This window comes from Nonomuraea sp. NPDC001831 (assembly GCF_042892035.1).
GTDB lineage: Bacteria > Actinomycetota > Actinomycetes > Streptosporangiales > Streptosporangiaceae > Nonomuraea.
Genome location: NZ_JBIATU010000020.1, coordinates 143817 through 169527, shown reverse-complemented (window position 1 = coordinate 169527; position 25711 = coordinate 143817). Strand labels below are relative to the sequence as shown.

Annotated in this window: 23 protein-coding genes; 13 read left to right on the top strand and 10 right to left on the bottom strand. The window is 71.9% G+C overall.

From position 1 onward, the window contains the following. Window positions 1–39 precede the first annotated feature (39 nt). From ACFYYW_RS42585 to ACFYYW_RS42575, 3 genes are all read left to right on the top strand, one after another. Window positions 40–252, top strand: coding sequence for a hypothetical protein (locus tag ACFYYW_RS42585; protein WP_387658538.1), 213 nt, complete (start codon window positions 40–42; stop codon window positions 250–252). A gap of 195 nt (window positions 253–447) precedes the next feature. Beyond that, window positions 448–1701 (top strand): S1C family serine protease, encoded by a 1254-nt coding sequence (locus ACFYYW_RS42580; RefSeq protein WP_387658535.1) that lies wholly within the window; start codon window positions 448–450, stop codon window positions 1699–1701. A gap of 51 nt (window positions 1702–1752) precedes the next feature. Then, window positions 1753–2238: a hypothetical protein gene (locus tag ACFYYW_RS42575; protein WP_387658532.1), complete on the top strand. Its 486-nt coding sequence runs from the start codon at window positions 1753–1755 to the stop codon at window positions 2236–2238. A gap of 69 nt (window positions 2239–2307) precedes the next feature. On the opposite strand, the gene ACFYYW_RS42570 is transcribed toward ACFYYW_RS42575, so the two are convergent. Further along, window positions 2308–2679 (bottom strand): hypothetical protein, encoded by a 372-nt coding sequence (locus ACFYYW_RS42570; protein WP_387658529.1) that lies wholly within the window; start codon window positions 2677–2679, stop codon window positions 2308–2310. An 83-nt stretch (window positions 2680–2762) separates the two neighbouring features. Here ACFYYW_RS42570 and ACFYYW_RS42565 point away from each other — a divergent pair, with 83 nt between their 5' ends. From ACFYYW_RS42565 to ACFYYW_RS42550, 4 genes are all read left to right on the top strand, one after another. Next, window positions 2763–3842 (top strand): hypothetical protein, encoded by a 1080-nt coding sequence (locus tag ACFYYW_RS42565; protein WP_387658526.1) that lies wholly within the window; start codon window positions 2763–2765, stop codon window positions 3840–3842. Between the two features lie 33 nt (window positions 3843–3875). After that, window positions 3876–4328 (top strand): RNA-binding S4 domain-containing protein, encoded by a 453-nt coding sequence (locus tag ACFYYW_RS42560; protein ID WP_387658523.1) that lies wholly within the window; start codon window positions 3876–3878, stop codon window positions 4326–4328. A 306-nt stretch (window positions 4329–4634) separates the two neighbouring features. Beyond that, a complete protein-coding gene (locus ACFYYW_RS42555) occupies window positions 4635–5768 on the top strand; it encodes a serpin family protein (protein WP_387658520.1) in 1134 nt (377 codons plus the stop codon). A 213-nt stretch (window positions 5769–5981) separates the two neighbouring features. Further along, window positions 5982–7151, top strand: coding sequence for an RNA ligase RtcB family protein (locus ACFYYW_RS42550; protein WP_387658517.1), 1170 nt, complete (start codon window positions 5982–5984; stop codon window positions 7149–7151). Between the two features lie 87 nt (window positions 7152–7238). On the opposite strand, the gene ACFYYW_RS42545 is transcribed toward ACFYYW_RS42550, so the two are convergent. Together ACFYYW_RS42545 and ACFYYW_RS42540 are read right to left on the bottom strand one after the other, a co-directional pair. Then, window positions 7239–7715 carry a hypothetical protein gene (locus ACFYYW_RS42545; protein ID WP_387658514.1) on the bottom strand — a complete coding sequence of 159 codons (477 nt, stop codon included), beginning with the start codon at window positions 7713–7715 and terminating at the stop codon, window positions 7239–7241. A 134-nt stretch (window positions 7716–7849) separates the two neighbouring features. Beyond that, window positions 7850–8392, bottom strand: a complete 543-nt coding sequence (locus ACFYYW_RS42540) for a hypothetical protein (protein WP_387658511.1) — start codon at window positions 8390–8392, stop codon at window positions 7850–7852. A gap of 136 nt (window positions 8393–8528) precedes the next feature. Between ACFYYW_RS42540 and ACFYYW_RS42535 the strand changes: the two genes are divergently transcribed. Further along, window positions 8529–9299, top strand: a complete 771-nt coding sequence (locus tag ACFYYW_RS42535; RefSeq protein ID WP_387658508.1) for a DUF305 domain-containing protein — start codon at window positions 8529–8531, stop codon at window positions 9297–9299. Window positions 9300–9479: 180 nt separating this feature from the next. On the opposite strand, the gene ACFYYW_RS42530 is transcribed toward ACFYYW_RS42535, so the two are convergent. Beyond that, the gene (locus tag ACFYYW_RS42530) at window positions 9480–10703 is read right to left on the bottom strand and encodes a GNAT family N-acetyltransferase (protein WP_387658505.1); all 1224 of its coding nucleotides are present in this window, start codon (window positions 10701–10703) and stop codon (window positions 9480–9482) included. A gap of 67 nt (window positions 10704–10770) precedes the next feature. Between ACFYYW_RS42530 and ACFYYW_RS42525 the strand changes: the two genes are divergently transcribed. Beyond that, entirely contained in the window at window positions 10771–13524 is a 2754-nt protein-coding gene (locus ACFYYW_RS42525; protein ID WP_387658502.1) for an ATP-binding protein, read from the top strand. A gap of 19 nt (window positions 13525–13543) precedes the next feature. Here ACFYYW_RS42525 and ACFYYW_RS42520 read toward each other — a convergent pair whose 3' ends face one another. Then, on the bottom strand, window positions 13544–14056 hold the full coding sequence (locus ACFYYW_RS42520) for an RICIN domain-containing protein (protein WP_352327529.1): 513 nt from the start codon (window positions 14054–14056) through the stop codon (window positions 13544–13546). Between the two features lie 162 nt (window positions 14057–14218). Next, window positions 14219–15397 (bottom strand): ROK family protein, encoded by a 1179-nt coding sequence (locus ACFYYW_RS42515; protein ID WP_387658499.1) that lies wholly within the window; start codon window positions 15395–15397, stop codon window positions 14219–14221. Window positions 15398–15538: 141 nt separating this feature from the next. Here ACFYYW_RS42515 and ACFYYW_RS42510 point away from each other — a divergent pair, with 141 nt between their 5' ends. The 3 genes from ACFYYW_RS42510 (at window position 15539) to ACFYYW_RS42500 (ending at window position 20995) form a co-directional block, all read left to right on the top strand. After that, complete coding sequence (locus ACFYYW_RS42510; protein ID WP_387658496.1) at window positions 15539–16783, top strand: Gfo/Idh/MocA family protein; 1245 nt, start codon at window positions 15539–15541, stop codon at window positions 16781–16783. Beyond that, entirely contained in the window at window positions 16780–18387 is a 1608-nt protein-coding gene (locus ACFYYW_RS42505) for a beta-N-acetylhexosaminidase (RefSeq protein WP_387658493.1), read from the top strand. Before ACFYYW_RS42510 ends, ACFYYW_RS42505 begins: the two co-directional genes overlap by 4 nt. A gap of 217 nt (window positions 18388–18604) precedes the next feature. Then, window positions 18605–20995 carry a hypothetical protein gene (locus ACFYYW_RS42500; protein ID WP_387658490.1) on the top strand — a complete coding sequence of 797 codons (2391 nt, stop codon included), beginning with the start codon at window positions 18605–18607 and terminating at the stop codon, window positions 20993–20995. A gap of 80 nt (window positions 20996–21075) precedes the next feature. Here ACFYYW_RS42500 and ACFYYW_RS42495 read toward each other — a convergent pair whose 3' ends face one another. After that, complete coding sequence (locus ACFYYW_RS42495) at window positions 21076–22242, bottom strand: erythromycin esterase family protein (protein ID WP_387658487.1); 1167 nt, start codon at window positions 22240–22242, stop codon at window positions 21076–21078. A 154-nt stretch (window positions 22243–22396) separates the two neighbouring features. Here ACFYYW_RS42495 and ACFYYW_RS42490 point away from each other — a divergent pair, with 154 nt between their 5' ends. Next, on the top strand, window positions 22397–22816 hold the full coding sequence (locus ACFYYW_RS42490) for a DNA-binding protein (protein ID WP_387658484.1): 420 nt from the start codon (window positions 22397–22399) through the stop codon (window positions 22814–22816). A gap of 15 nt (window positions 22817–22831) precedes the next feature. On the opposite strand, the gene ACFYYW_RS42485 is transcribed toward ACFYYW_RS42490, so the two are convergent. From ACFYYW_RS42485 to ACFYYW_RS42475, 3 genes are read right to left on the bottom strand one after another with little or no spacing between them, the layout of a single operon-like run. Next, window positions 22832–23878 carry a VWA domain-containing protein gene (locus tag ACFYYW_RS42485; protein ID WP_387658481.1) on the bottom strand — a complete coding sequence of 349 codons (1047 nt, stop codon included), beginning with the start codon at window positions 23876–23878 and terminating at the stop codon, window positions 22832–22834. Beyond that, window positions 23879–24829 (bottom strand): VWA domain-containing protein, encoded by a 951-nt coding sequence (locus ACFYYW_RS42480; protein ID WP_387658478.1) that lies wholly within the window; start codon window positions 24827–24829, stop codon window positions 23879–23881. It abuts the gene before it with no gap. Then, a complete protein-coding gene (locus tag ACFYYW_RS42475) occupies window positions 24826–25710 on the bottom strand; it encodes a DUF58 domain-containing protein (RefSeq protein ID WP_387658475.1) in 885 nt (294 codons plus the stop codon). Before ACFYYW_RS42475 ends, ACFYYW_RS42480 begins: the two co-directional genes overlap by 4 nt. Window position 25711: the final 1 nt, after the last annotated feature.

Below are 25711 nucleotides of genomic sequence, written 5' to 3'. Positions count from 1 at the left end.
GAAACCGCTCGCCAGGACGGCGACGGCGACCGGCCTAGGGTGACGTCGTCGTCCTTGTCGGTGTGGTTGCGACTGCTCACCTTGATCACCTGGACCTCGTCCAGGGACCGTCCGGCCCGGTCGGCCAGGACGAGGCGAGAACGGCAGCCCGAGGGCGGCGCCGGGCTGCGGCAGGTCGGCGAGCTCACCCTGCTGCAGCGCCACCTCCTGCTCACCTCCCTCGGCGACGCGCTCCCGACCCCGCGCCCTTGAGACGACCTCTCGTACGCCGGTTCGGGCAGCGTGGTTCGACAGCGCGTAAAAAATGGTTTTCTGGCAGCCACACCCGCCCCGACCTGGATCGATAAGGCCGCCATGAGCAGCGGGCCCGGTTCCGGATCAAGGGCTTAGCCGGGTCTTACGCCGGAGTTGGCACCGTGAGGCAGCAGAACTTGAGGGAGATGACAGATGAACGCGCACGAGCCTCACGAGCAGGACCCTGGAACGCAGGGAAACGGCGGGTGGAGCCAGTTCGGCACCACGCCGCCGACCGCCGGAGGCTTCCCCCGCCGCGACCCGATCGTCACGGAGCAGCCGCCGCCCCCGCCTCCGCCGGCGCCGACCTTGAAGGCGCGGTTCACCGCCGGCCAGAAGGCGGTGGCCGGGCTCGCGCTGGCGGCGATGGCGATCGTCGGCGGGGTGGCCGGCGCCGTCGCGGCGACCTCCTTCCGGCCCGCGCCCGTCGCCACCGCCAGCCACGTGCCCAGCCCCGTCCTCAAGCCGGCCTCCGGATCGCTCACCGTGTCGGACGTGGCGGCCAGGGTTCAGCCGACCGTCGTGATGATCCAGGGGCAGAGCGGCGAGGGCTCGGGCGTCGTGCTGTCGTCGGACGGCCTCATCCTCACCAACAACCACGTGGTCGAGGGCGCGAGCCAGGGCGGCGGGCAGATGAGCGTGAAGTTCAGCGACGGCAAGACGGCCAAGGCAAGCGTCGTCGGCATCGATCCGGCCACCGACCTGGCCGTCATCAGGGCCGCGGACGTGTCCGGGCTGACCAAGGCGACGCTCGGCGACAGCGACACGCTCAAGGTCGGCGAAGCCGTACTGGCCATCGGCAGCCCCCTCGGCCTGGACGGATCCGTGACGGCGGGGATCGTCAGCGCGCTTGACCGTACCCTCACCACCGGCCCTGACCAGCGGCAGCAGGTCCCGCCCGGCTGGGGACAGGAGCAGAGCCCCCAAAGCGCCGGCACGACGATCGGCGGCGCCATCCAGACCGACGCCTCGATCAACCCCGGCAACTCCGGCGGCGCGCTGGTCAACGCGAAGGGCGAGCTGGTCGGCATCAACACCGCCATCGCCTCGAACGCCGCCGGCGGCGGTGTGGGCTTCGCCATCCCGGTCAACACCGCCAAGCACGTCTCCGACCAGCTCATCGCCACCGGCAAGGTCCGCCACGCGGTCCTCGGGGTGAGCGTCACCGACGCGACCGGCGACGTGCCCGGCGCCCTGATCAGCCAGGTCATCGCGGGAAGCCCGGCGGAGAAGGCCGGACTGAAGCAGGGCGACCTGATCACGAAGATCGGCAGCACCCCGGTCGACGCGGGCGAGACCGTCGTCGGACAGGTCAGGGGCGCCAAGCCGGGCCAGCAGCTCAAAATCACCTACCTGAGGGACGGCCAGGCGCGCGAGGTCAACGTCACCCTCCAGGAGAAGACCTGACCCGACGTCCACGCCGGGGCCTCTCCCCCAAGGCAGGAAAGGCGGATCCTCATGGCAGTCCTCCGCGGGAGCGCTCACGACAGCCTGCGCATTCATCAGGGCTCCGACTTTCTCGTCACCGAGGTGGAGAACGGCATGCCCACAGGCAGTCCGCGCCCAGGACAGGACTTGGGAGGGTGGGCGCTCCCCAGGATCGGAGCAGGGCCCAACGGCGTCGACATCACCAGCGCCGTGCCTCCCGGCGGCCCGATCCACGTCCGCTACGAACTCTGGGACGCCGAGCCGGGCCCGCTCCCTGCCTGGGATCGTCTGTGGGAAGGGCGTCTCGACCTGCGAACCGGCCGCATCGGCATCGCTCAGCATTTCGCGGCGGAGTGGGACGAGTACGTCGAGTTCGACACGGGCGAGCGTGACAGCGCCTGGTCGGCTCGCGTGCTGAACAGGGTTCTCTCCAACACCGAGGAGCCGGACTTTCCCCCCGACATCGTCGAGGTCGACCTCTACCGACTGCAACTCTGGCCGCTCGCCACGGCATGAACGGTTGCGATGAACCGTCGATGGAACGCGTGGAAAGCGCCGGCCCCCCGTGGCACACCCAGGAACGCTCTATGTCAGAGAGGCGAGGAGCCGGCCGAAGGATGTGAGATCTGCACAGGTGATCGGATAGCCGTAGGTGGACGGCCGCTTGCCTTTGTTGACCTTCTTGGGGAAGTGGCGCATGCCGTCCGAATGTTTGGGCGCGTCGGGGATCCCTAATCCCGCCTCCGCGGGAAGCCGTGACAGGTCGGTCTCGGGATGCAAAAAGACAGCGATGACGTTTCTCGCGCTCCGCTGCCGGTCGAGGTAGACGATGACGTGGTCGCGTTTCAATTCGCAGTAGTACTGCACCGGCTCGCGGAGCAGGATGAAGCCGTGCTCGTTCGCGATGGCCAACAGGCGCTGTTCGAGATCCGTGAGCGGATGCTCATGTGCGGCCATTGTGCTCCTTCAGACAGGCGCAGCCTCGGACATGCCTACCAGACGCGGATATTAACGCCCGATCACCAGAGAAAGGTCCCTCGATGACAGGAATCTGGCGGGACACCGGAGATGGGCTGGTCCCCCTCCCCACACAGCCGTTTCTCCGCGAAAAAGACCTGCATGACAGCATCGAGCGGACCCCTGCCATGCTGCCGCTGCGTGGACAGCCGAGGTTAGTGGTGCTGGGACGAGAGGTCCCTCTCGGCACCGGGTATGCAGATTTGATTGCGATGGACGCTGACACCGGTCAGCCCGTGATCATCGAGGTGAAGCTCGCGGCCAACTCCGACCGAAGGTCCGTCTTCACTCAGGTTCTCGGTTACGCGTCACACCTCTTCCAACTGTCATCGGAGACGTTCGAGGAACTCGTACGCCCCCATCTCGCCAAGCGCGGAAGCTCGTCCATAGCGGATGCGATCAGGACGGAAGTCGCCGACGGCTCGGTGGATATGGCCGCCTTCCAGGACAACATGAGGGCGGCCTTGGAGGAGGGCCGGATCCGGTGCGTGGTGGTGCTCGATGCCGCCTCGCCCGACCTGATCGATCTCGCCGGCTATCTGCAGGCGGTCACCAACGAGCGGCTCGATATCGACCTGGTAACCGTCTCGGCGTACAAGGTGCAGGACAGCCAGGTGCTGGTGCCTCAGTTGATCGAACCTGAGCGGGCGACCATGAGATCGCCTATGCGGCCGTCCACCTCCCGAAGAGAGGCGAAGCCGACAGCCGGATCAGCTCTGTTCATCGCCGGTATCGAGGACGCGGACCCCACCCATGGCGATTACCTCCGCGGCCTCTGTGAGTGGGCCCAGCAATTGGAGAGCGCGGGATTGGCCACCCTCTACACAACCGTGGGCAAGGGACGTTGGGTGCTGAATCTCCGCCTGCCGGGTCAGGATCGCGGCATGCTCACCATCTGGAACGACCGAGGAGCCTTCCTCAGCCCGCAGCGTTCGGTCTTGGCGGCCGAAGCACCTCTGACCTTGGCCCGTCTGGACGAACGGCGCCCGAACGAGATCCGCCAGAACAACTACCTGACCAACCCGGTGGACCAGGAGATCCTCGAACTGTTCAAGGAAGCCTACGCCGAGGCCGCCGGCCGCAGGAGCCGCCCCGGCCCGTGATGCGCGTTCGCCTGAAAGCCGGCCAAGGCGTGGATGTCGGCGGTGCGGGGTTCTCAGTACAGTGTCGGGGTGGTGGGTGAGCAGCTGAGTGTGCGGGTGGACAGCTGGATCTGGTCGGTACGGCTCACCAAGACCCGTTCGATCGCGGCCGACGCCTGCCGGGGCGGGCACGTCCGGGTCAACGGGGTGCGGGTCAAGCCTGCGCACGCCGTACGGGTCGGAGACGAGATCCGGCTGCGGCACGATGGGCGCGAACGCATCGTGGTGGTCTCCCGTGCCATCACCAAGCGCGTCGGCGCCGCCGTGGCCGCCGAGTGCTACGTCGACAAGAGCCCGCCGCCCCCTCCGCGCGAGGAGACCGTGACGGTGGCCGTCCGAGCTCGTGGCGCGGGACGTCCCACCAAACACGAGCGCCGCAGCATCGACAGGCTGCTCGCGCGCCCGGTGGTGGAGGAACGGCGGGGCGGCCGGGCCCGCCCGGACTGACCGGGCACGTCCCGCCGCATCGGATACGCGCGGGCAACCGCGCGTGCGCGGCATCCCGACACCACAGTGGTGCGCTGGCGAGGCCCCGCAGAGGTGCTGGACGCCGTCGCCGAGGCCGGCTGGTGTCCTCGACGGCTGCGCGAGCCGGCCGTAGCCCGCTTCTCGGTCACGGCGGAGTGACCGCATCCGCATCCACGCAAAGCGCTCGAACGGTACTCGTTCAGGACTTCGATCTTGTACGGTCGCCCGCATGACCTGGCAGCAGCAGCACGCCGCGGTGACCGCGGCCAACGCACTGACCGCCCGGTGGGTGCAGACCTGTTCGGGGGGATCTGTCGTGATGCCGGCGCGGGCGCCTGGCCGTTGCTGGCTCATCTCGCGTCAGCCGCCGAAGGACGGGGGCGCGCGGAACTGCAGGAGGCCGTGGGCATGGACGCCGCCACGGCGTCCCAGGCGGCCCGAGTCGTGCTGTCGATCATGGACGAGTCCACGGCGATACGGTCGGCGCTGGGATTGTGGTCCCGGCCGGACCTGCCACTGCGTCCGGACTGGCTCAGCACGCTTCCCCCAGGCATGTACGGCGAACTGACTGCAGACCCGGCAGCGGATCGCCGCCGGCTCGACGCCTGGGCCAAGGAGCAGACCGGTGGGCTGATCGAGACCATGCCGCTCCAGCTGAGCGACCGCGTGCTGCTCGTCCTGGCCATGGCGCTGACCGTGCGCACCGCGTGGCTGCGGCCGTTCACCGACGGCGTCGGCCTGTTCGAGGCCGGCCCGTGGGCCGGGCGTGAGATCCATGTCCTACGCCGCAGCACCCGCGTACTCGACCGGGCCGGGGTCGCCGACACCCCGGCCGGCCGGCTGACCTTGCTTCGGGTCATGGGTACCGGTGGGATCGACGTACATCTGGTGCTGGGTGACGACTCGATGGGACCCGGGCAGGTTCTCGGCGCCGGGGTCGATGTGCTGGCCGGGCGTCACCGCGTCACACCGGCCGGTGTTCTGGCTGCGGGCTGTCCGGGCCCCGGGATGACTGTCCGCCACGTACGCGACCACGTCCCTGAGGACGTGCTGAACGTCAGAGTCCCGCGTTTCACCCTCGCCGCCACGCACGACCTGCTGGAGTTGCCTGAGGTCTTCGGCCTGGCAACGGTGACCGACCCGGCCCGCGGCCACTTCCCCGCCATCAGCACCCAGCCGCTCGCCGTCACCCAGGCCCGGCAGAACGCCGTCGCCGCCTTCCACTCGGCCGGGTTCGAAGCCGCCGCGATCACCGCCTTCGGCGCCGTCGGGGGCGGAATGGCTCCGCCGTCCCGATACCGCGTCAGGCACGTCGATCTCGACTTCGGCCGTCCTTTCGGGTTTTTCGCGGTTGACCGCCGGAGCCGGCTCGTCATGGTCGGCGGATGGGTCGCCGAACCCGAAGCCTGGTCTGGGTGAGGACCGCGTCGCCGTCGCCGGCGCCGGGCCGAAAATCGGTTGCCTGGGGCGGCGGGGGTTCGAGAACGTGGTCCCCATGAGGCTCTGACGAACGACACCCCGCCCTTCGAGATGCCGCGACGCCGGTTCGCGTCGTGATGCCGCCTGTCCATGCCCTCTCCAGGGAACAGCCCTTCTGCAGGGAACAGCCCTTCTCCAGGGAAGAGAACGTCTTTGTCTCAGCAGCACCCGGCCCCGTCCGCTCCGGTCACCGGGGCCACCGTCACCGTGTTCGCCTCCCCCACCAGCTGGATCGAGTCCGACGCCGTCGCGCAGTGCCGTCAGGTGGCCGCCCTCGACGGCATGACGCACGTCGCCGCCATGCCTGACCTGCACCCCGGCAAGGGCGCGCCCGTCGGGGCCGCCATGGCGTCGGCCGTCCTGTACCCGTTCCTGGTGGGCTCCGACATCGGTTGCGGCATCGCCGTGTTCCCGGTCAGGCTCAAGCGCGCCGTGCCCGAGAAGCTCGCCGCCCGCTTCCCCGACCTCGATCGTGCGCTGGATCCCGTACGTGATGCCGACGATCCCGCCTGGGCCGTCATGAAGGACGACATCCCCGCCGGTCACGTCGAGGGCCTCGGGACGGTCGGCCGCGGCAATCACTTCGTCGAGCTGGCCCGGATCGGGACGGTCTTCGAACCGCGCCACGCCGCTCGACTCGGCCTCGACGCCGGTGACCTGGTTCTCGTCGTCCACAGCGGGTCACGGGGGCTGGGCGAGCGGATCCTGCGCGAGCACACCGAGGTCCACGGCGCGGGCCCGGCCCCCGATCCCGGCGCCTACCTGGCCAGGCACGACGAGGCCGTACGGTGGGGGTCGCTCAACCGGCGGCTGCTGGCCGCCCGGGTCGCCCACGCGCTGGGGTTCGAGCCTGCCGAGCCGATCCTCGACCAGTGCCACAACTCGGTCGAACTCCGCGACGGCGGCTACCTGCACCGCAAGGGTGCGGCGCCGGGCGACGGCCGCGACGTGCTCATCGCCGGCACCCGCGGCACCCCGTCCTACCTCGTGGCGGCGCACGCCGGTCCGGACGCCGGCCACTCCGTGGCGCACGGCGCGGGCCGCAAGATGTCGCGCGCGGACGCCCTGCGCCGCGGCCGGGCCAAGCACACCGTCGAGGAGCTGCGCCGCACGCCGGTGGGGTCGGTGGTGGTGTGCGGCGACCGCCAGCTCCTCTTCGAGGAGGCGCCCACGGCCTACAAACGCATCGAGCAGGTGATCAACGACCTCGTCGACCACGGCCTGGCCACGCCCGTGGCCACCACGATCCCCCTGGTCACCTACAAGACCCCCGATCTCGGGCCGGCCTCCCGAAAGGACCGCCGCAGGCGGGGGCGGCCGTGACCGTCGTCCACCCGCCGGCTGCCGCACCGCCTGGAAGGCGGCGCCCCTGTGAGCAGGTCCGGCTGCGGGAGTGGCGTTCAGGAGGCGTCAGACGCCGGATGTGCGTCCCGTGCAGCGCAGCTTTTCGCCCTTCTTCACGAACGTGGCGTCCACGGCCAGGTAAAGCTTCTTTTTGGCCGAGACCTTGAGGTCGACGACGATGTCGTAGGAGACGTCGTCGAATGCCTTCTTCTCGTGAAGTGTCTCCTCGTGGATCTTTCCGTCCTTGCCGCGGCGTTCGACCATCAGGTTGAGGTGTGCGGTCTTCAGGCGGATCGGTGCCGCGGTGCTCCAGCGGTAGATGATGTCGGAAACGCGGTGGTAGCCGCCGGTCGTCCGGTACTTGATCTCGAATCGCGCCTTCTCGCCATCGCTCATCGCGCAGCTCGACCTGACGCTGTGCGCCGGAGCGGCCGTGGTGACTGGGGTGGCCGGGGTGGTGGCGTGCGCGGTGGAGGTCAGCAGGGCGAGGGCCAGGCCGGCCCCGGCGAGCGTGGCCGCGGCTCTTCCGAGGATGTGCGTCATGTGCGCGACTCCCTTCAGGTGGCTCGGATCTCTGGTCGAGGGTGACGGCGGCGGTGTTGAGGATCGGTTGAGCATCGGTTCAGGCGAGCGGACAGAAAGGGATCGGTCCCGTGGCGACCTGAAGAAATGCGGGGCTAGCGGCCGATCAGGGTCGCACCGGGGAGTGACTGCTTGACCGCCTCCGGCGTGCCCACCACGACCGTCAGTTTTTCCTTGGTCTTCTTTGCCGCCGCGTTTCCGTAAAGCTGCACCTTTCCGAGGTTTTTTGCCTGGACGGTGACGAACATCCGGGTGGGGGTGCACCACAGGGTCACGGTGCTCTCCGAACTGGTGCCGACCATGGGTTCCTTCGGCCCGGCGAAGCCCTCTTCCGCGGTGACGACGTTGCCCTCGGACTTCGTCAGATCCTGGCTCATGTTGAAGAGCACGTCGGAGGAGCCCTGGTCGGCGAGCCCGCACACGCCCTTGTCGTTGATCCAGGGGACCATGTCGTACTCCGCGACCTGGATCCGCGCCAGCACCTTGTCCGCCCCCTCCGGCACGCCTGATTTGGCGGCCGCGGCCGGCAATGACGCCAGCGGCCAGTGGCTCGGATCCTTGAGCACCCAGTCCTTCGGCTCGTTCGTCGAACAGCCCGTCAGCAATAAGAACGCGACTATCATGATTTTTCCGCGCATAGGTGGATCATCCTAATGTTCGAAAATCCTCCACGTACGGGCGTACGCGGTGACATTTCAGGGGCGGGTTACCGTTGGAGTAGGTGTCGAATCGGCGTTGGGGGTACGCATGAAGCGACGCTCCGCAATGACAGCGATGGCCGCCGGGGCATTCCTGGCCGCCGTCACCACCGCGTCGGGGGCCGCCACGGCTGCCATGGCATCTTCGCCGATGCCGTCCCCGAGCCCGAGCCCGAGCCCGGCGGGCCCGCAGCCCACGTGCCCCGGCATGGGGCAGATGCACGCCGTGACCAGCGAGTACGACTACCTGTCGCAGATGGTCCCGCACCACGAGGACGCCATCGTCGCGGCCCGTCAGCTGCAGCGGTCCAGCAGGCCGGAGATGCGGCGACTCGGGCAGTCGATCGTCACGACGCAGACCGCCGAGGTCGGCACGATGAAGGGCTGGCTGCGGCAGTGGTACCCGCAGAGCCCGGCGCCGAGTCCGGGCGCGACCACGATGCCCGACCTGTCGGGGCTTTCGGGGAATCAGCTCGACAAGGCGTTCCTGCAGCACATGATCCCGCACCACATGATGGCGATCATGACGTCGGAGCAGCTCCTCGTGCACGGCGAGGCGGTGCATCCCGAGGTCGCCGCCTTCGCTCGCAAGGTGCGCGACGACCAGCGGGCCGAGGTCGCCACGATGCGGCGGTACCTGGTCCAGTGGTTCGGGGAGCCGAGCATGCCCTGCATCCCACACATGCCCGACATGACGCCAGGGCCACACATGTCCGAGACACCAGAGCCGCCCCCGTCCGAGACACCAGAGCCACCCACGTCCGACATGACCTCAGAACCACACACGTCCGACATGACGCCGGAGCCGCACATGTCCGACATGACACCCACCACCGACACTTCCTGACGACATCCCGGCCGCGCGGCCCGTGCGGGGAAGGAATGGCGCGGGCCGCGAAGAAGGCGAGGATCGCCCAGCCCGAGGCGATCGCCCAGCCCGAGGGGATCGCCCAGCTCGAGGGGTGAAGGGGCGCGGACCGTGGAACAGGAGGAACGCCGAGCCCGACCGGCAGAAGGGCGCGGGCCGTCAGAAGGCCGGGAACGCCCAGCCCGACGGGTGGAAGGGCGCGCGCTCGCCGCGGAAGGCGAGCGAGGCGGCGGTGACCGCGCCCGGCCGCAGTTCCTCGACCCGGCCCGCCGCGGCCAGCGACGCCAGCGTGGTGCCGCCCAGATAGGCCGCCCCCAGCTCGGCGGAGGTGAGCCGCAGGTCAGGCTGGGCCCGGGTGCGTTCGCAGGTGACGGAGTCGCCGTCGGCCAGCAGGCGGTGGCGCCCGGCGTTCCAGGGGCAGAACGTGTCCTGGACCTCCAGCACCAGGTCCAGGGGGGTCGAGTAGCGGCGTGCCGCCAGCGCCCGGTCCACGTCCACCAGGCGGACCCAGAGGTTGTCGATCGTGGTGGCGCGGGCCGCGCGCGGGTCGGTCAGCAGGTGCGTCAGCGGTTCGTCGACGGCGCCGTCGTAGGTGAGGCCGGCGTGCGCGTCGAGGTCGATGAGGAAGCGCCACAGAGCGGCGTAGGACTGCCTGGTGGTGGCCGCGACCTCGATGACCTGCACCAGCCCGGGCTTGGAGCGGTAGAGGACGTACCCGGTGGCCTCGCCGCCTGGCTCGGTGTGCACGACGAAGCGCAGCTCCGTCCCGCCGCCGCGGACGCGTTCGCCGTCCGCCAGGCGGGCCTGCCAGAACTTCTCCGTACGGTCCACCCAGCCGACCGCGCCGCGGCGGGCGGTGTCGTAGACCTTCTCCAGCAGCGGCCGGGCGTCCCGACGGGCGAGCAGGCGGATCGTGCCGTCGCCGAGGTCGGTGCCGGGCCGAAGGGCCAGGAGTCTCTTGTCCGCCTGGATCTCGGCCACGTGGCTGGCGACGCCGTACCCGAAGCGGCCGTAGATGGTGGCCTCGGCGGCGTTGAGCGCGGTGATCGGCTCGCCGCCCGACTCGTGCAGGTCGGTGAGCTGCCTGCGCATCATCGCGGTGAGGATGCCGCGACGCCGGTGCGTGGGCAGGACCGCGACGAGCGTGATGCCGGCGACGGGGACGGCCGCGCCGGGGACCGTCATGACGCGGCCGTAGACGGAGGCGCCGCCGACGATCTCCGGGCCGTCGTAGGCGGCGAGCGTGCGTTCGGGCTCGATGGAGGAGGCCGCGTTGCGCAGGGCGCCCTCGTACCAGTCCTGGCCGTAGGTCGTGGTGACCATGCGGGCCCAGGCGTCGAGCTCGTGGGCGCCGATGGTCCGCAGCGGGTAGGTGGTTGCCATGCGTCCAGCCTGGCCGGGTAAACATGTGCCGCACATCGGGTGATCCGGGTATTTATATGCTGACGCCGTGGTGGCGGAGCGCGTGGTCAGTCCGGTGTTCGTCGGCCGGGGTGAGGAGCTGGCGGCCCTGGCCGCGGCCCTGGACCAGGCTGTCGCGGAGGGGCCGGCGGTGGCGCTGGTGGCCGGGGAGGCCGGGATCGGCAAGTCGCGGTTGCTGGCGGAGTTCGCGCGGTCGCTGGGGCCCCGGGTTCGGGTGGTCGAGGGCGCCTGTGCCGAGCTGGGCAGCGACGGCCTGCCGTACGCGCCGTTCGTGACGGTGCTGCGCCGGCTGATCCGCGTCGAAGGGGTGCTGCCCGGGCCGTACCGCCAGCTGGCCCGCTGGTTCCCCGAGCTGGGCGGCACGGACGAGGCGGAGGGCGGCAAACACCGGCTGTACGAGGAGGTCCTGACGCTGGTCGAGCGGGTGGCCGCGGACCAGCCGGTGGTCGTCGCCATCGAGGACCTGCACTGGGCCGACGCCGCCACCCGCGAGCTGCTCGGTTTCCTGGCCAGGAACCTGACGCAGCCCGGCGTGCTGCTGCTGATCACGTACCGGCCGCACGAGACCGGCGACGGGCTGCTGCTGTCCGAGCTCGCCCGCCGCCCGCGCGCCACCATGTTGCGCCTGGACCGCCTGGATCGGCAGGGCGTGGGCCGCCAGCTGGCCGCGATCCTCGACGCCGAGCCGGACGCGGCCGCCGTGCTGCGCGTGCACGAACGCAGCGACGGCAATCCGCTGTTCGTCGAGGCGCTCGCCCGCGCGGGTGAGCGCACCCCGGACAGCCTGCGCGACCTGCTGCTGCACGGCCCGCGCTCGCTGCCCGGCCCGGCTCGCGAGCTGCTGCGCCTGGCCTCGGTGGCGGGCGGACGGGTCGCCCACCGGCTGCTGGCGAAGGTGGCCGGGCAGGACGGGGCCGACCTGGACGCCCTCCTGCGCGAGCTCGTCGACCGCAGCCTGCTCGTCACGGCGGGGGACGGCTACGACTTCCGCCACGCGCTGATCCGGCACGCCGTCTACGAGGACCTGCTGCCCGGCGAGCGGGCCCGCCTGCACGCGCGCTACGCCGAGGCCCTGCGCGACGGCGACGCCCATGCGCAGCTGGCCGCGCACGCCTACGCCGCCGGGCAGCGCGGGCCGGCCCTGACCGCCGCCTACCTGGCCGCGGCGCAGGCCCGGCGGTCCTACGCCTACGAGGAGCAGGTCCGCATGCTCGACCAGGTCCTCGAACTGTGGGATCCGCGGGCGGGGCTGGGGGTCGACAGGGTCGACGTCCTGACCGAAGCGGCCGAGGCCGCCATGCTCAGCGGCGACTACGCCTGCGGCGTCGACCACGCCACGGCGGGCCTGGCCGAGGTGGACGAGCGGCGCGAGCCCGAGCGGGCCGCCCAGCTGCTGGAGCACCGGGGCAGGTTGCGGCACCGGCTGGACGGCACGGGCGTCTCCGACTGGGAACACGCCCTCGGCCTGCTGGCCGCCGCTCCCGGCAGCGTCCAGCGGGGGCGGCTGCTCGGGGTGCTGGCCATGGGCCTGCTGCCGGAGGTGGACCGGGCCCGCGACCTGTTCGTGGAGGCGCTGGCCGTCGGCCGGCGCACCGGCGACGCCACGGTCACGATCCGCGGGCTGCTGGGCGTCGGGTCCATGACGGCCGACCTCGCGATGCTGGCCGAGGCCCGCACGCTGGCCGAGCGGCTGGACAGCCACGACCTGCTCATGACCGTCCCGATGTACGAGGCCACGCTGCACACCAAGGCCGGCGACCAGCGGCGCGCCGTGGAGGCGGCCCGCGGCGGCATCCGTCACGCCCGCCGGTACGGGCTGGGCCGCAGCCGCGGCGCCGAGCTGGCCCGCCACGCCGCCCGCGGCCTGATCCTGGCCGGGCGATGGGACGAGGCCGCCGCCCTGCTGGAGGAGAGCCTCCAGCAGGATCCGCCACCGCTGTCGCGCCTGGCCCTGCGCGTCCTCGCCGGCTACCTGGCGCTGCTGCGTGGGGATCTGGCCGCCGCCGCCGACGCCGCTGACGCCGCGGCGGCCGGGCACGCCGCGAGCGGCGATCTGTTCTCCCGCCACCAGTTGCTCTGCCTGCTCGCCGTCGCGCAGGGCGACCCGGAGCGGGCCGACCTGCTGCTGGAGCGGGCGCTGGCCGATCCGGCGCTCACCCGGATCTACAGCAGCGACGCCCGGTCGGTCCTGGTCGCCGGCGCCCTGGTGCAGCGGGTGCGGCTGGCCCGCGGCGCTCCCCGCGAGCGGGTCGCGGCGCGGCAGGCCGAGCTCGCCGCGGTCGATGCGACGCTCGGCGTGGACGGGCCGTTCGACCGGGCCTGGCAGATCATGCTGCGCGCGCTGGTCGAGGACGCCGGCTGGGACGAGGTGGCGGCTGCCTGGCGGGACCTCGGGCAGCCGTACGAGCTGGCGCTGAGCCTGTTCCACGGCGCGCGGGCCGCGCTGGCGGCGGGCGACCGGCCCGGCGTAACGGGCCGCCTCGGGGAGGCCGCGCGGCTGGCCGACGAGCTGGGCGCCGCGCCGCTCGCCAGGGAGATCGCCCTGCTCGGACGGCCCCGACCGGCGCAGGACGGGCTCACCGAGCGCGAGCGCGACGTGCTCGTCCTGATCGCCGACGGGTTGAGCAACCGGCAGATCGCCGCCCGGCTGCACATCTCGCCCAGCACGGCGGGCGTGCACGTCTCCCACATCCTGGCGAAACTGGGCGCGGCCACCCGTACCGAGGCGGCGGCCATCGCGTTCCGCGAGGGGCTGGCGGGATCCTCCACGACCCGCCCATGACCCGAGCGCGGCCCGGGGATCAGGTCAGGGTGTCCTCGACCTTGATCTGGCCGCCCTGGATCACCCACTTCTGGTTGGGGTGGTTCAGGCACGTCCACAACCGCACCACAGTGTTGTTGGCGCGGCTGTTGGTGGCGTCCAGGCAGACCTCGCGACCGGTGCCGACGGTGTCCTCGACCTTGATCTGACCGCCTCGGATCACCCACTTCTGGTTGGGGTGGTTCAGGCACGTCCACAGGCGCACGTTGGTGTTGTCGGCACGGCTGTTGGTGGCGTCCAGGCAGACCTCCCGGCCGGTGCCGACGGTGTCCTCGACCTTGATCTGACCGCCCTGGATCACCCACTTCTGGTTGGGGTGGTTCAGGCACGTCCACAGACGCACCACAGTGTTGTCGGCGCGGCTGTTGGTGGCGTCCAGGCACACCGGCGGGCCGGCCTGGGCGGCGTGGGCCGTCGAGGCGGGGGCGACGGCGGCGGCCACCAGGGCGACGGCGGAAACGGCCATCAGACGGGCGACGGGGCTGGCGGGCATGGATTACCTCCACTGATGCGGTGACGACCATGAACAACGCATACAGAAAGTAATCGCACGACTGCGTAAAGCGATCTGGCGGAAAGGTGACGCATCACTGGCCGGTGTCGAAGGCCTCCGAACTGCCCGGCAGTCAGAGGCCCACCGCCGAGGCGGTCGCCGTCAGCTCGGCCGCGTCCGCTGCGGAGCGGCGGGGCTGGAGATGGAACCCTCCGGGGAGAAGAACCGGTCGTCCACGTGGTCCAGCGCCAGGCAGGCTCCGCCCAGGGCGACGCACTCCTCGCCGAGCGTCGAGGGCCGGATGTCGGGGACGCGTACACAGTGAGGTTCGAGCGCCCGGCGCAGCGCGGGCAGCAGGACGTCGGCCGAGCGGGAGAAGCCGCCGCCGAGCACGACCAGTTCGGGGTCGAGCGTCAGCACCATCGCGGCGGTGCCGAGCGCGAGGTGGCGGGCGTACGCCTCGACCGCGGCCCGCGCCTCCGGGTCGCCGGTTCGGGCCGCGCCGAAGACCTGGCGGGCGGCCTCCTCGGGCGCGGCTCCCTTGGCCGCCGGGCCGCTCTCCAACCGGCCGGCCATGGTGCTCCAGCCCGTGATCTCCATGAGCCCGACCTCGCCGGTGGCCCCGCTGAACCCGTGGTGCAGGCGCCCGTCGATGATCAGCGCGGCGCCGGTCCGGCGGCCGACGTGCAGGTAGACGAGGTGCTGGACGCCCGCGGCCACCCCGAGCCGCTGCTCGGCGAGGGCGGCCAGCTTGCTGTCGTTCTCGATGGTGATCGGGCAGGCCAGCCGCTGCCCGAGGTGACCGACGAGATCGACGCCGGGCCAGTCGGGCAGGTCGTTGACCCTGGTGACGAGCCCTTCGCGGTTGACGACGCCGGTGCTGCCCGCGGTGACGCCCCACAGGTCGGACGCGCTCAGCCCGGCGGCGACGAGCGCGGCGTCCACGGCCCGCCACACCGCCTCCAGCCGATCCCGCTGGGCGGTGTGCCGGTCGACGGCGACCCGCCCGCTGGCCACGATCCGGCCGGCCAGATCGGTGATCACCGCCAGCACCTTGTGCACGCCCACGTCGATGCCGAGCACGTGACCCGCGTCGGTGCGGAACCGGTACCGCTTGGCGGGCCGGCCCATGCCGCCCGGCGCGGGCGGCACCTCGGCGATCCAACCGCGCTGCTCCAGATCCGTGACGACGTCCCCGACGGAGGCCCGCGACAATCCGGTGCGGGCGGACAGCTCGGTGAGCGTCAGTGGCTCGCGCGCCTCACGCAGGGCACGGATGCTGCTCAGGGAGTTCAGCTGGCGTAGCCGCTGAAGGTCGCCACCACTGACCTGCACGGTCACACTCCTCACTATCGCTGGTCTCCGAACTATATCCCTCTGGCCCATCCCCACTTCCAGCTGCATGTGCCGCGCGAGAAGAGGGTTGACGGCAAGGTCATTTCCGTGACTATCTATGGAGACCTTCATAAAGGAGTTCGCGAAATGACAGTGACCATCGCCATCGTCGGGGCCGGATCCCGCGGCCAGATCTACGCCAGGGCCGCCGCCGCGGACGGCCGGGCACGCATCGTGGCAGTGGCCGACCCCGACCCGGCCCGCCGGGCCAAGGTGGCCGCCGAACACGGCCTGCCGGACAGCGCCTGCTTCACCGGATGGGACGAACTGGCCGCCGTGCCGAAGCTCGCGGACGCCGTGGTCATCGCGACCCAGGACCGGCTGCACGTCGAGCCGGCCGTGGCCTTCGCCGACCTCGGTTACGCCATTTTGCTGGAGAAGCCGATGGCGCCGACGGAGCCGGAGGCCCGCCGCATCGTCGAGGCGGTCGAGCGCAACGGCGTGGTGTTCGCGGTCTGTCACGTGCTCCGCTACACGGCCTACACCAGGGCGTTCAAGGAGCTCCTGGACAGCGGCCGGCTGGGCACGATCTCCAGCGTGCAGCACCTGGAGCCGGTGGGCTGGTGGCACATGGCCCACTCCTTCGTACGGGGCGCCTGGCGGAACGCGGCCGAATCGGGGCCGATGCTGCTGACCAAGTCCTGTCATGACATCGACTGGTTGCTCCACATCCTCGGCGAGCAGCCGGTCGCGGTGTCGTCCTTCGGCTCGCTGACCCACTTCCGGCCGGAGAACCGGCCCGAGGGCGCGAGCACGCGGTGCGTGAGCTGCGCCGTCGAGCCGGACTGCGCCTACTCCGCCAAGCGTCTCTACCTGAGCTGCCTCGGCGACGCGCGCCGGGAGTTCTGGCCGCTCGGCGCCGTCACGTCCGACGCCACCGTGGCGGGCGTCACGCACGCGCTGGAGACCGGCCCGTACGGCCGCTGCGTCTACGACTGCGACAACGACGTGGTCGACCAGCAGGTCGTCACGCTGGAGTTCGCGAAGGGCACGACCGTGTCGTTCACCATGACGGCGTTCACGCCGCTGGAGCACCGCAGGAGCCGGATCTTCGGCACCCGCGGGTACGCCGAGGGCGACGGGCGCGAGATCAGGGTCGTCGACTTCGTGACCGGCGCCGAGGAGCGGATCGACACCGAGACGACGGCGGGCGCGTCGCTCGCCGACGGCCACGGCGGCGGCGACGGGGGCCTGACCAAGGCGTTCATCGACGCCGTCGCCGCCGGTGACCAGGCGCCGCTGGGCGCCGGCCCGGCCGAGGCCCTGGCCGGGCACCTGGTCGTCTGGGCCGCCGAGCGCGCCCGCGAGACCCGCACCGTGCAGGCCCTGTGAACGCGACGATCCCGGCGCCCGCCCGCCGCACGCCCGGCGAAGGCCGGTTCGCCTTCACCGCCACGACCCCGCTGTCGGCCGACCCGGCGCTGGCCAGGGCCGCCGAATGGCTTCGCGGAGCCCTCACCCCGGCCACCGGCCTGCCGCTCCCGGAGGGGCCCGGCGGGGTGGAGATCCGGCTCGTCGCGGGCCTCGGGCCCGAGGAGTACCGGCTCACCGCCACGACCGAGTCGGTGCTGATCGAGGCGAGCGGCCCGGCCGGCGCCTTCTACGGGGCGCAGACGCTGCGCCAGCTGCTCGACCCCGCCGCCTTCCGGGCCGGACGCACCGGCGACAGGGCGTGGAGCATCCCCGCGACGGAGATCGCCGACGCTCCGGAACACGGCTGGCGCGGCTGCCTCATCGACGTGGCCCGGCACTTCCTGCCGAAGAACGACCTGCTGCGGTACATCGACCTGCTGGCCGCGCACAAGCTCAACGTCCTGCACCTGCACCTGACCGACGACCAGGGCTGGCGGCTGGAGATCAGGAAGTACCCCAGGCTCACGGAGGTCGGCGCCTGGCGGCGCGAGTCGCCGGTGGGCGCCGCGCGGCACCGGCGGTTCGACGGCCGCCCGCACGGCGGCTTCTACAGCCAGGACGACATCCGCGAGATCGTCTCCTACGCCGCCGACCGGTTCGTCACGGTCGTGCCGGAGATCGACCTGCCCGGCCACACGCAGGCCGCCATCGCCGCCTACCCCGAGCTCGGCAACCTCGACGACCGCCTGCCGGTCCGCACCGAGTGGGGGGTCGGCGAGAACGTGCTCAACGTCGCCGACGGCACGATCGCCTTCTTCACCGACGTCCTGGACGAGGTCCTGGAGCTCTTCCCCGGCCAGTACGTCTGCGTCGGCGGCGACGAGGTGCCGAAGACCCAGTGGAACGAGAGCGTCCCGGCCAAGGAGCGCATCCGGGAGCTCGGCCTGCACGACGCCGACGAGCTGCAGACCTGGCTCATGCGCCACTTCACCGACTACCTGCTGGCCCGCGGGCGCAAGCCGCTCGGCTGGGACGAGCTGCTGGAAGGCGGCCTGCCGCCCGGCGTCACCGTCGCGGCCTGGCGCGGCGACAAGTGCGCGGTGCTGGCCGTGCGGGCCGGTCACGACGTGGTCGTCTCGCCGTTCAGCGAGACCTACCTGGACTTCCGCCAGGCCGACGGCGACCAGGAGCCGGTGCCGATCGGCAGCGTGACGTCACTGCGCGCGGTCCACGCCTTCAACCCCGTCCCCGGCGGCCTGGGCGAAGGGGAGCGCGGCAGGATCCTCGGCGCGCAGGCCGCCCTGTGGACCGAGCACATCGACTCCCCCAGGCTGCTCGACTACATGGCCTTCCCGCGGCTGGCCGCCTTCGCCGAGGCGATGTGGAGCGGCGAGCGCGACTTCGAGGACTTCCTGGCGCGGCTCGCCGTGCACGAGAGACGTCTCGACGCGCTGGGCGTGGAGTACCGGCCGGCGGCCGGCCCGCACCCCTGGCAACGACGTCCCGACGCCCCCGGTCACCCCCGGACCAGGGCGGAGATCGACGCCGAGCTCGCCCGCTGGACGTCGAACCTGCGTCTCTGAGCTGGGTCGCCGACCCAGCGGGCCAGGCCGGGACCAGGCCGGACGCGCTGCCACCGCGTCCCGGAAACCCTGTAGTCATTCCTGGTTGATCATTTGCTATGTCGATCGAGCTGTTCACAAGTGCGCATGGTTACCTTCGGTATTCGTGAAGATACGATCTGGCCCTGCGGGGCCGGGAAACAGCTCATCTGGCCCTAAACGTGCGGCCATTTCCACCATGCTCCTGCTGAGCGCGGTGTCTGTCGCGCTGCAACCTGCCCGTCCGGCAGCCGCGCAACCGGTTCCGCTGGTCGAGGAGGACTTCACCGGGGCCACCGCGATCCCGCAGTTCATCGGCGTGGGATCGGCCTGCCTGACCGGCGCGCCGGCGGCTCCGCCCGCCGGGCCCGGCGACCATCCGCTCGGGGGCTGCCCCGCCGACGCGGCGGGTCCCGTCCCGCCGACCGGAGCAGCCCCGTACGGCTACCTCCAGCTCACCAGCGCCGACCTCGACCAGACGGCGGCCGCCCTCTACAACGAGCCGATCCCGGCCGAAGAGGGCCTGGACGTGACGTTCGAGCAGTGGCAGTACGGCAACACCACGGCGGTGCCCGCCGACGGCATCTCCTTCTTCCTGATCGACGGCGCGGCCACGCTGGACCGTCCCGGCGCGTTCGGCGGCAGCCTCGGCTACGCCCAGAAGCTGCCCGACGACGACCCGGCGAACCCGTTCGAACCCGGCGTCAACCAGGGTTACCTCGGCATCGGCCTGGACGTCCTCGGCAACTACTTCGGGGACTGGGAGCAGCGGGGCCGCACCTGCGCCGAGCGCTCACCGGCCGGCACCGGGTTCCGCGTCCCGGCTCCCGGGCCGAACATGGTGACGGTGCGCGGGCCCGGCAACGGCACCGCGGGCTACTGCTTCGTGACCGCCACCACCAGCAACTTCACCACGACCGGGCCGTGGCCCTCGACGCTGCCGGGCAACCTGCAGGGGCCCACGCGCACCGTGCCCAGCGACCCGCGGGCGGCGCAGGCCGTGCTGGAGGAGTCGAAGCGCACGGTCAACGTCCGGATCACTCCGGCGCCGAACCCCGAGGTCACCATCTCGATCGACTTCAACGACGGCAACGGGATGCAGGAGGTGCTGTCCCTGCCCGCGCCGCAGCCGGTCCCGGAGACCTACAAGTTCGGTTTCGGTGCTTCCACCGGTCTGTTCACCGATGTGCACCTGATCCGGAACGTGGTCGTCCGCCCGGTGGCCGAGCGGCCCGAGCTGTCGCTCAGGAAGCGCGTCGCCGAGGACGCCGACCTGCCCGACCCGGTGCCGGTGGGCACGGAGGTGCCCTACGAGTACGTGGTCACCAACACCGGCAACATGAACATCACCGACCTGATGGTGGACGACGACGTCGTCGATGAGGTCGTCTGCCCGCAGACCACCTTGAACGTGGGCGAGCGGGTCATCTGCCGCGGCTCGTACACGGTCACGGAGGAGGACGCCGAGCGCGGCTCGGTCACCAACACCGCCACCGCGATGGGCCGGGCCGACGGTGAGGAGGTCAGCTCGCCGCCGTCCGAGGTCACCATCGGCGTCACGGACGAGCGCGGGATGCTGGAGCTCGACAAGCGCGTGGACGACTCCCGCACGTACCGCCCCGGCGACCGGGTCACCTATACCTACGTCGTGCGGAACACGTTCGACGAGATCGTGACCGACCTGCGGATCGACGACAACCGGGTGTCGGACATCGTCTGCGAGACCACCACGCTGGAGCCCGGCGAGACCACGTCCTGCACGGGCACCTACACGGTCACCGAGGAGGACGCCGCGCACGGCTCGGTCACCAACACCGCCACGGCGGTGGGCCTGATCGACGACACGGAGGTGAGCTCGCCGCCGTCGGAGGCCACCATCGACGTCATGGGCGAGCGCGGGACGCTGCTGCTGGACAAGAGCGTGGACGACACCCGCGCGTACCGGCCCGGCGAGCGGGTCACCTACCGCTACGAGGTCAGGAACAACTCCGACGAGACGCTGCGGGACCTCCGGATCGAGGACAACCGGGTGACGAACATCGTCTGCCGGACCACCACCCTGGAGCCGGGCGAGACCACCACGTGCACGGGCGTCTTCGTCGTGCCGAGCCGTCCCGGCGGCAAGAAGGACTGCCGCAAGGGCTGCCGCTTCACCGTCACCAACACCGCGGTGGCCAGGGCGGGCGGCCTGACCTCCGGTCCGGCCAGGGCGACGATCCGGGTCGTGCAGAAGTCGAAGAACCCGCACCACCCGTGCCGGCCGGGCAAGAAGGACCGCCACTGCCGGCCCGGCAAGAAGCCGCACCACCACCACGGCCACGGCCGTCACCACGGTCCCGACCACGGGTACGACCACAGGTACGACCACGGCTACGACCACCAGTGCCCGCCGGGCAAGAAGCCGTACGACGGCAGGACCGCCGCATCGGGATGTGTCTCCGAGGCCGCGGACAAGAACGAGCGGGACATGGGCCGCTCCATGGACGAGTCCTACGAGCCTCAGCCTGAGGACATGATGGACGACCCGTACATGGAACGTTCCTACCGGGAAATGGGCGACATGCCGATGCCCTGGGAGACCTCCGAGTAGGTCACCCGTCTTCCCATCCGCGTCAACCTGATGGTCCCTCCCCGCGGGGAGGGACCATCGTGCTGTCCGCCCCCGGACGGTCACCCCCAGGCGCCGACCTCCTTGAGGAAGACGACGCCGTCGATCCTGCCGAGGTGGGACGGGTCCAGCGGGAAGTAGGCGAAATCCTGCGATACGCGCCGCGCCGGGTCGGCGACCGCCTGGGCCAGGCGGCGGGCGTCGATCACCGAGCGGTCCCACGGGAGCCCGGCCAACACGCCCTCGACGGTGTCCGGCGGCGGAGCGTCGTCGCCGGTCGTGCCGAAGGCGGAGGCCAGGTAGGCGTACCGGTCGCCCAGGTGGGCGGCGGCGATCGCGCCCGCGCTCCACCACTCCAGCCGCTGGTCGCCGAACGGCATGAACGTCTTGTCGCGCTGGAGGTGCAGGTTGGAGGAGAAGACCAGGGCCGGGCCGTGCTCGGCGACGGCACGCAGGTTGGCGGCCATCATCGCGTCCCGCAGGGCCGACAGGCGGGTCCAGCGTGCCGGGGAGGCGTCGGCCATCCAGTGGTGGTAGCGCAGCAGGCCGGTGGCGGTGCGCGCGTACAGGTGCGCACGTTCCCTGTCCCGGGCGCCGAGTTGCGGCGACTGCGTGTCGAGCAGCGCCGCCAGGTCGTCAGCGATCACCCGGAGCCGCTGGGCGTCGGCCGACTGGCCGATCGACTTCGCCGGGTCCATGGCCGTGGCCTCGTCGGACCACCGGTCGTCCTGGCCCAGCAGCGTGTCGAGGGTCTCCCTGGTCACCACCGCGGCGGGGAGCGGGCCGTCGAGCAGGTCGTACAGGCCGGTGAGCGCCTCGCGCGGGCTCGCCGCCCAGTACTCCAGCGGGCCGTCGATGCCGAAGAAGCGCAGCTTCTCGTCGTGCTCCTCGTTGTGGGCGCGCATCCAGCGGACGAGCTCGCGGTTGGCCGGCAGGGCGCCGAAACCGTGGCTGAAGCCGCGGTCCATGACGTCGTCGAGGGCGCCGGCGCCGGTCGTGACGTAGTCGTCCACCAGGAGGCCCTTGAGGCAGTCGCTCTCGATGGCGAACGACCGGTAGCCCTCGTTCTCGACGAGGTGCCGGAAGATCTCGTTGCGCAGCTCGCCCAGTTCCCCCACGAAGTGCCGGGCCTCGCCGAGGCCGAGCAGCAGCGGCCTGGCGGGGAGCGTCCCCAGGAACGACGAGACACCCGCGCCGTCGACCGGCCAGGCGATTTCCTTGATGTCCATGCCTTCAACGCTATCGTTGAACTTTCGATGGAAACTTTCCTCTTCATTGCCTGCCTATCACCCACGAAACCTTCAATCGGCACGGCACGTCTTGAACGAACTGTTCAAAACAAGCTGTTGACACCGACAGGTTCAGTGCGGCATCGTTGCCTCCATGTCGATCGATCACCCCTTCTCCCCGCCGGACCCCGAGCAGGCGCGCGCCCAGCGGGTGCACGCGTCCCTGTTCCGGATCGCCGAGCGGCACGCCGCCACCGACGAGCAGCGGCTCAGGCAGGCGCACCCGTCCGTCATCGGGCCGCACGAGGCCGTCAGGCTGGTGTCGTTCCTGCTCAGCGGGGCCGCGCAGCTCGACGACGGCGAGCCGGAGGTGGACCAGGCCGACATCACCGCGGCGTTGAGCCTCGTCCCGCTGGTCCGCGGCGAGCTGGACGCGCTGGAGGCCGGGCTGCTGGCGATGGCCCGTGGGCGTGGCATGACCTGGCAGGAGATCGCCTTCGGGCTCGGCCTCGGCACCGCGCAGGCCGCCCGGCAACGCCACGAACGGCTCGCCGAACGGACGGCTCTCGACTAGGCCGCCCGCCAGGGGTCAGGCGCGGCGCGGGCGGTTCCACCAGAGGGAGAGCGACAGCGCCGCGACCACGAGCAGGCCGCCGGCCGCGGCGAAGGCGGCGGCCGTGTCCACCCGCTCGCGGACGACCGTGAAGGTGCCCGGCAGGGCGTCGAGGGCGGTCGCGAGCTGGCCGGCGTTCTCGGCCCGGTGGTAGGAGCCGCCGGTCGTACGGGCGATCTGCCGGAGTGCGGGCTCGTCGATGACCCGGGGGTTGCGGCTCCGGTCGAAGCCGCCGCCGAACCCGCCGCCCCAGTCGCCGAAGCCGCGGCCGTCGAACTGCGAGTTGTCGCACACCATCGGCACCACCTTCGTGGTGCCGAAGCCGATGGTGAACACGCGTACGCGGCGCAACGCCGCCTCCTGGGCGGCCCGCTGCGGGTCGACGCCCTGGGTGTTGGCGCCGTCGGTGAGCACGACGATCGCGGCGCCGGCGTACCCGGAGGCCGCGGCGGGCGGCGTGGCGGCGGTGGCGGCGACCGAGGGGTCCACCTCGGCGATCGCGTCGATCGAGGTGAGCATGGCCTGGCCGATCGCGGTGCCGCGGGCGACGGTGAGCCCGTCCAGGGCCTTGATCAGGGCGTCGGTGTCGTCGGTGGGCGGGACGAGCAGGCCCGCGGTGCCGGCGAAGGTGACCAGGCCGATGCGCGGCCCGCCGCGCTGCGACTCGATGAAGCCGGCGGCGGCCTTCCTGGCGGCGGTGAGGCGGTTGGGGTCGACGTCGGTGGAGCACATGGAGCCGGAGGTGTCGAGCGCGAGCAGGATCGTCGCCGACCGCATCGGCACCGGCACCGACGCCTGCGGCCGCGCCGCCCCGGCCGCGAGCAGCGCCAGCCCGGCGACGAAGAGCGCCACGGGGATGCGCCGCGTCCAGCGCGTACGCCCGGGAAGCGCGGCCCGTACGAGCGCGATCGAGGTGACGCGCACGACGGCCCGCCGCCGCCGGCGGCCCGCCCACCAGCGGAACGCGAAGATCAACGGGATGACCAGCGCCGACAGCAGCGCCCACGGCCAGGACAACGACATTCAGATCACCCGCCCGGACCGGAACACGGTGACCGCCGCGCCCGCGGCGAGCAGCACGAGGGCGAGCCCGATCAGCCCGCCGGCGAGCGGCAGCGGCTCGTCGGAGACGGTGAGCCGCAGGTCGATCGTGTCGGCGATGCCGTCGAGCCGGGCGGCGTCGGCGGCCGGGTGGTAGGCGCCGCCGGTGGTCCGCGCGATCGTGGTGAGGGTGTCCTCGTCGAGCGAGGTCTGCAGGTGGTAGCCGTCGACCTGCACCGCCGCCCCGGCCGCGGTGCCGACCCCCACGGTGTGGACGCGCACGCCCGCCTTCTGGGCCGCGGCGGCGGCCCGTTCGACGTCGCCGCCCCGGTTCTGGCCGTCGGAGAACATCACGATCGTGGCCGACGGCCAGTAGCCGAGGTCGGGCGGCGTCCCGTCGCGGCCGATCACCACCGGCCGGCCGGTGATGGCCGTCAGGGAGGCCGTGATGGCCGCGCCGAGCGAGGTGCCGCCGGTGATCCTCAGGCGGTCGATGGCCCTGAGCGCGACGGAATGGTCCGCGTCGGGCCGCGCGGTGGTGAGCGCGCCGCGTTCGAACGCGACGACCCCGACGTCCACGCTGTCGGGCTGCGCCGCCACGAACGCGCGGGCCGCCCGCTGCGCGGCGGCCAGCCTGGTCGGCGCGACGTCGCCGGCGCCCATGCTGTTGGAGACGTCGACGGCGAGGATCACGGTGCCCGCGGTCCGCGGCACCGGCACCATCGCCGCCGGTCCCGCGGCGGCGACCGCGAGCACGCCGACGGCCGCGATCGTCAGGCCGGTCCCGAGGTACGCGCCGCGCCCGCCCGGCCCGGCGACCCCGGCCGCGGCCAGCGCCGACCTCCGGCGGCGCGCCGAGACGACGGCCGCCCAGGCCAGCGCCGCCGTGACGAGCAGCCCGGCGACCAGCGGCAACGGGGACGACAGTGTCATGGCCGCCGCTCCCCCGTGCGGGCGGCGATCTCGACGAGCGCGTCGGTCAGGTCACGGTCGGTGCCGACGCGATGGACCGGCACCCCCGCCCGGCGCATGCCCGCCGCGAGCCGGGCGTCGCGGGCGTCCACGGCCTCGCGGAAGCGGACCCGCAGCAGCGGGTCGGCGGAGTCGACGACGAGCTGCTCGCCGGTCTCGGCGTCCTCGACGACGATCAGCCCGGCCTCGGGCAGCACGTCGTCGGCCGCGTCCACGATGCGCAGGGCGACGACCTCGTGCCGCCGGGCCAGGCGCTGGAGCGAGCGTTCCCAGTCGCCCTCGCCGATGAAGTCCGACACGACGACGACGAGCGCGCGGCGGCGGGCCAGCCGTCCGGCCGTGTCGAGCATGAGGGCCAGGTCGGTGGTGGCGCCGGCGCGCGGGGCTGCGGTGCGGTCCAGCTCGGCGCCGATCCGCAGCGCGTGCCGCCGGGACGTGCCCGGCGGCACGACCCGCGCCGTCCCGGTGTCGAACAGCAGCGCGCCGACCCGGTCGCCGCCCCGCCCGAACAGCCGGGCCAGGACGAGCGCCAGCTCGGCCAGGACGTCGTGCTTGCCGCGGCCCGGCCGCCCGGCCGTCATCGAGGCCGACCGGTCGAGCACCAGCCACACCGTCAGCTCGCGGTCCTCGGTGAACACGCGCAGGTGGGGTTCGTCCAGGCGGGCGGTGACGTTCCAGTCGATGTGCCGGGCGTCGTCGCCGTCGGCGTAGCGGCGCAGGCCGGTGAAGTCGACGCCGGAGCCGCGGTGCGCGGTGCGGTGGGCGCCCTGGAGGCGGCCGTCCAGCCGGCGGACGACCTTCCACTCCAGGCGCAGCAGGAGTCTCTCGGGGGCGGTGGCCATG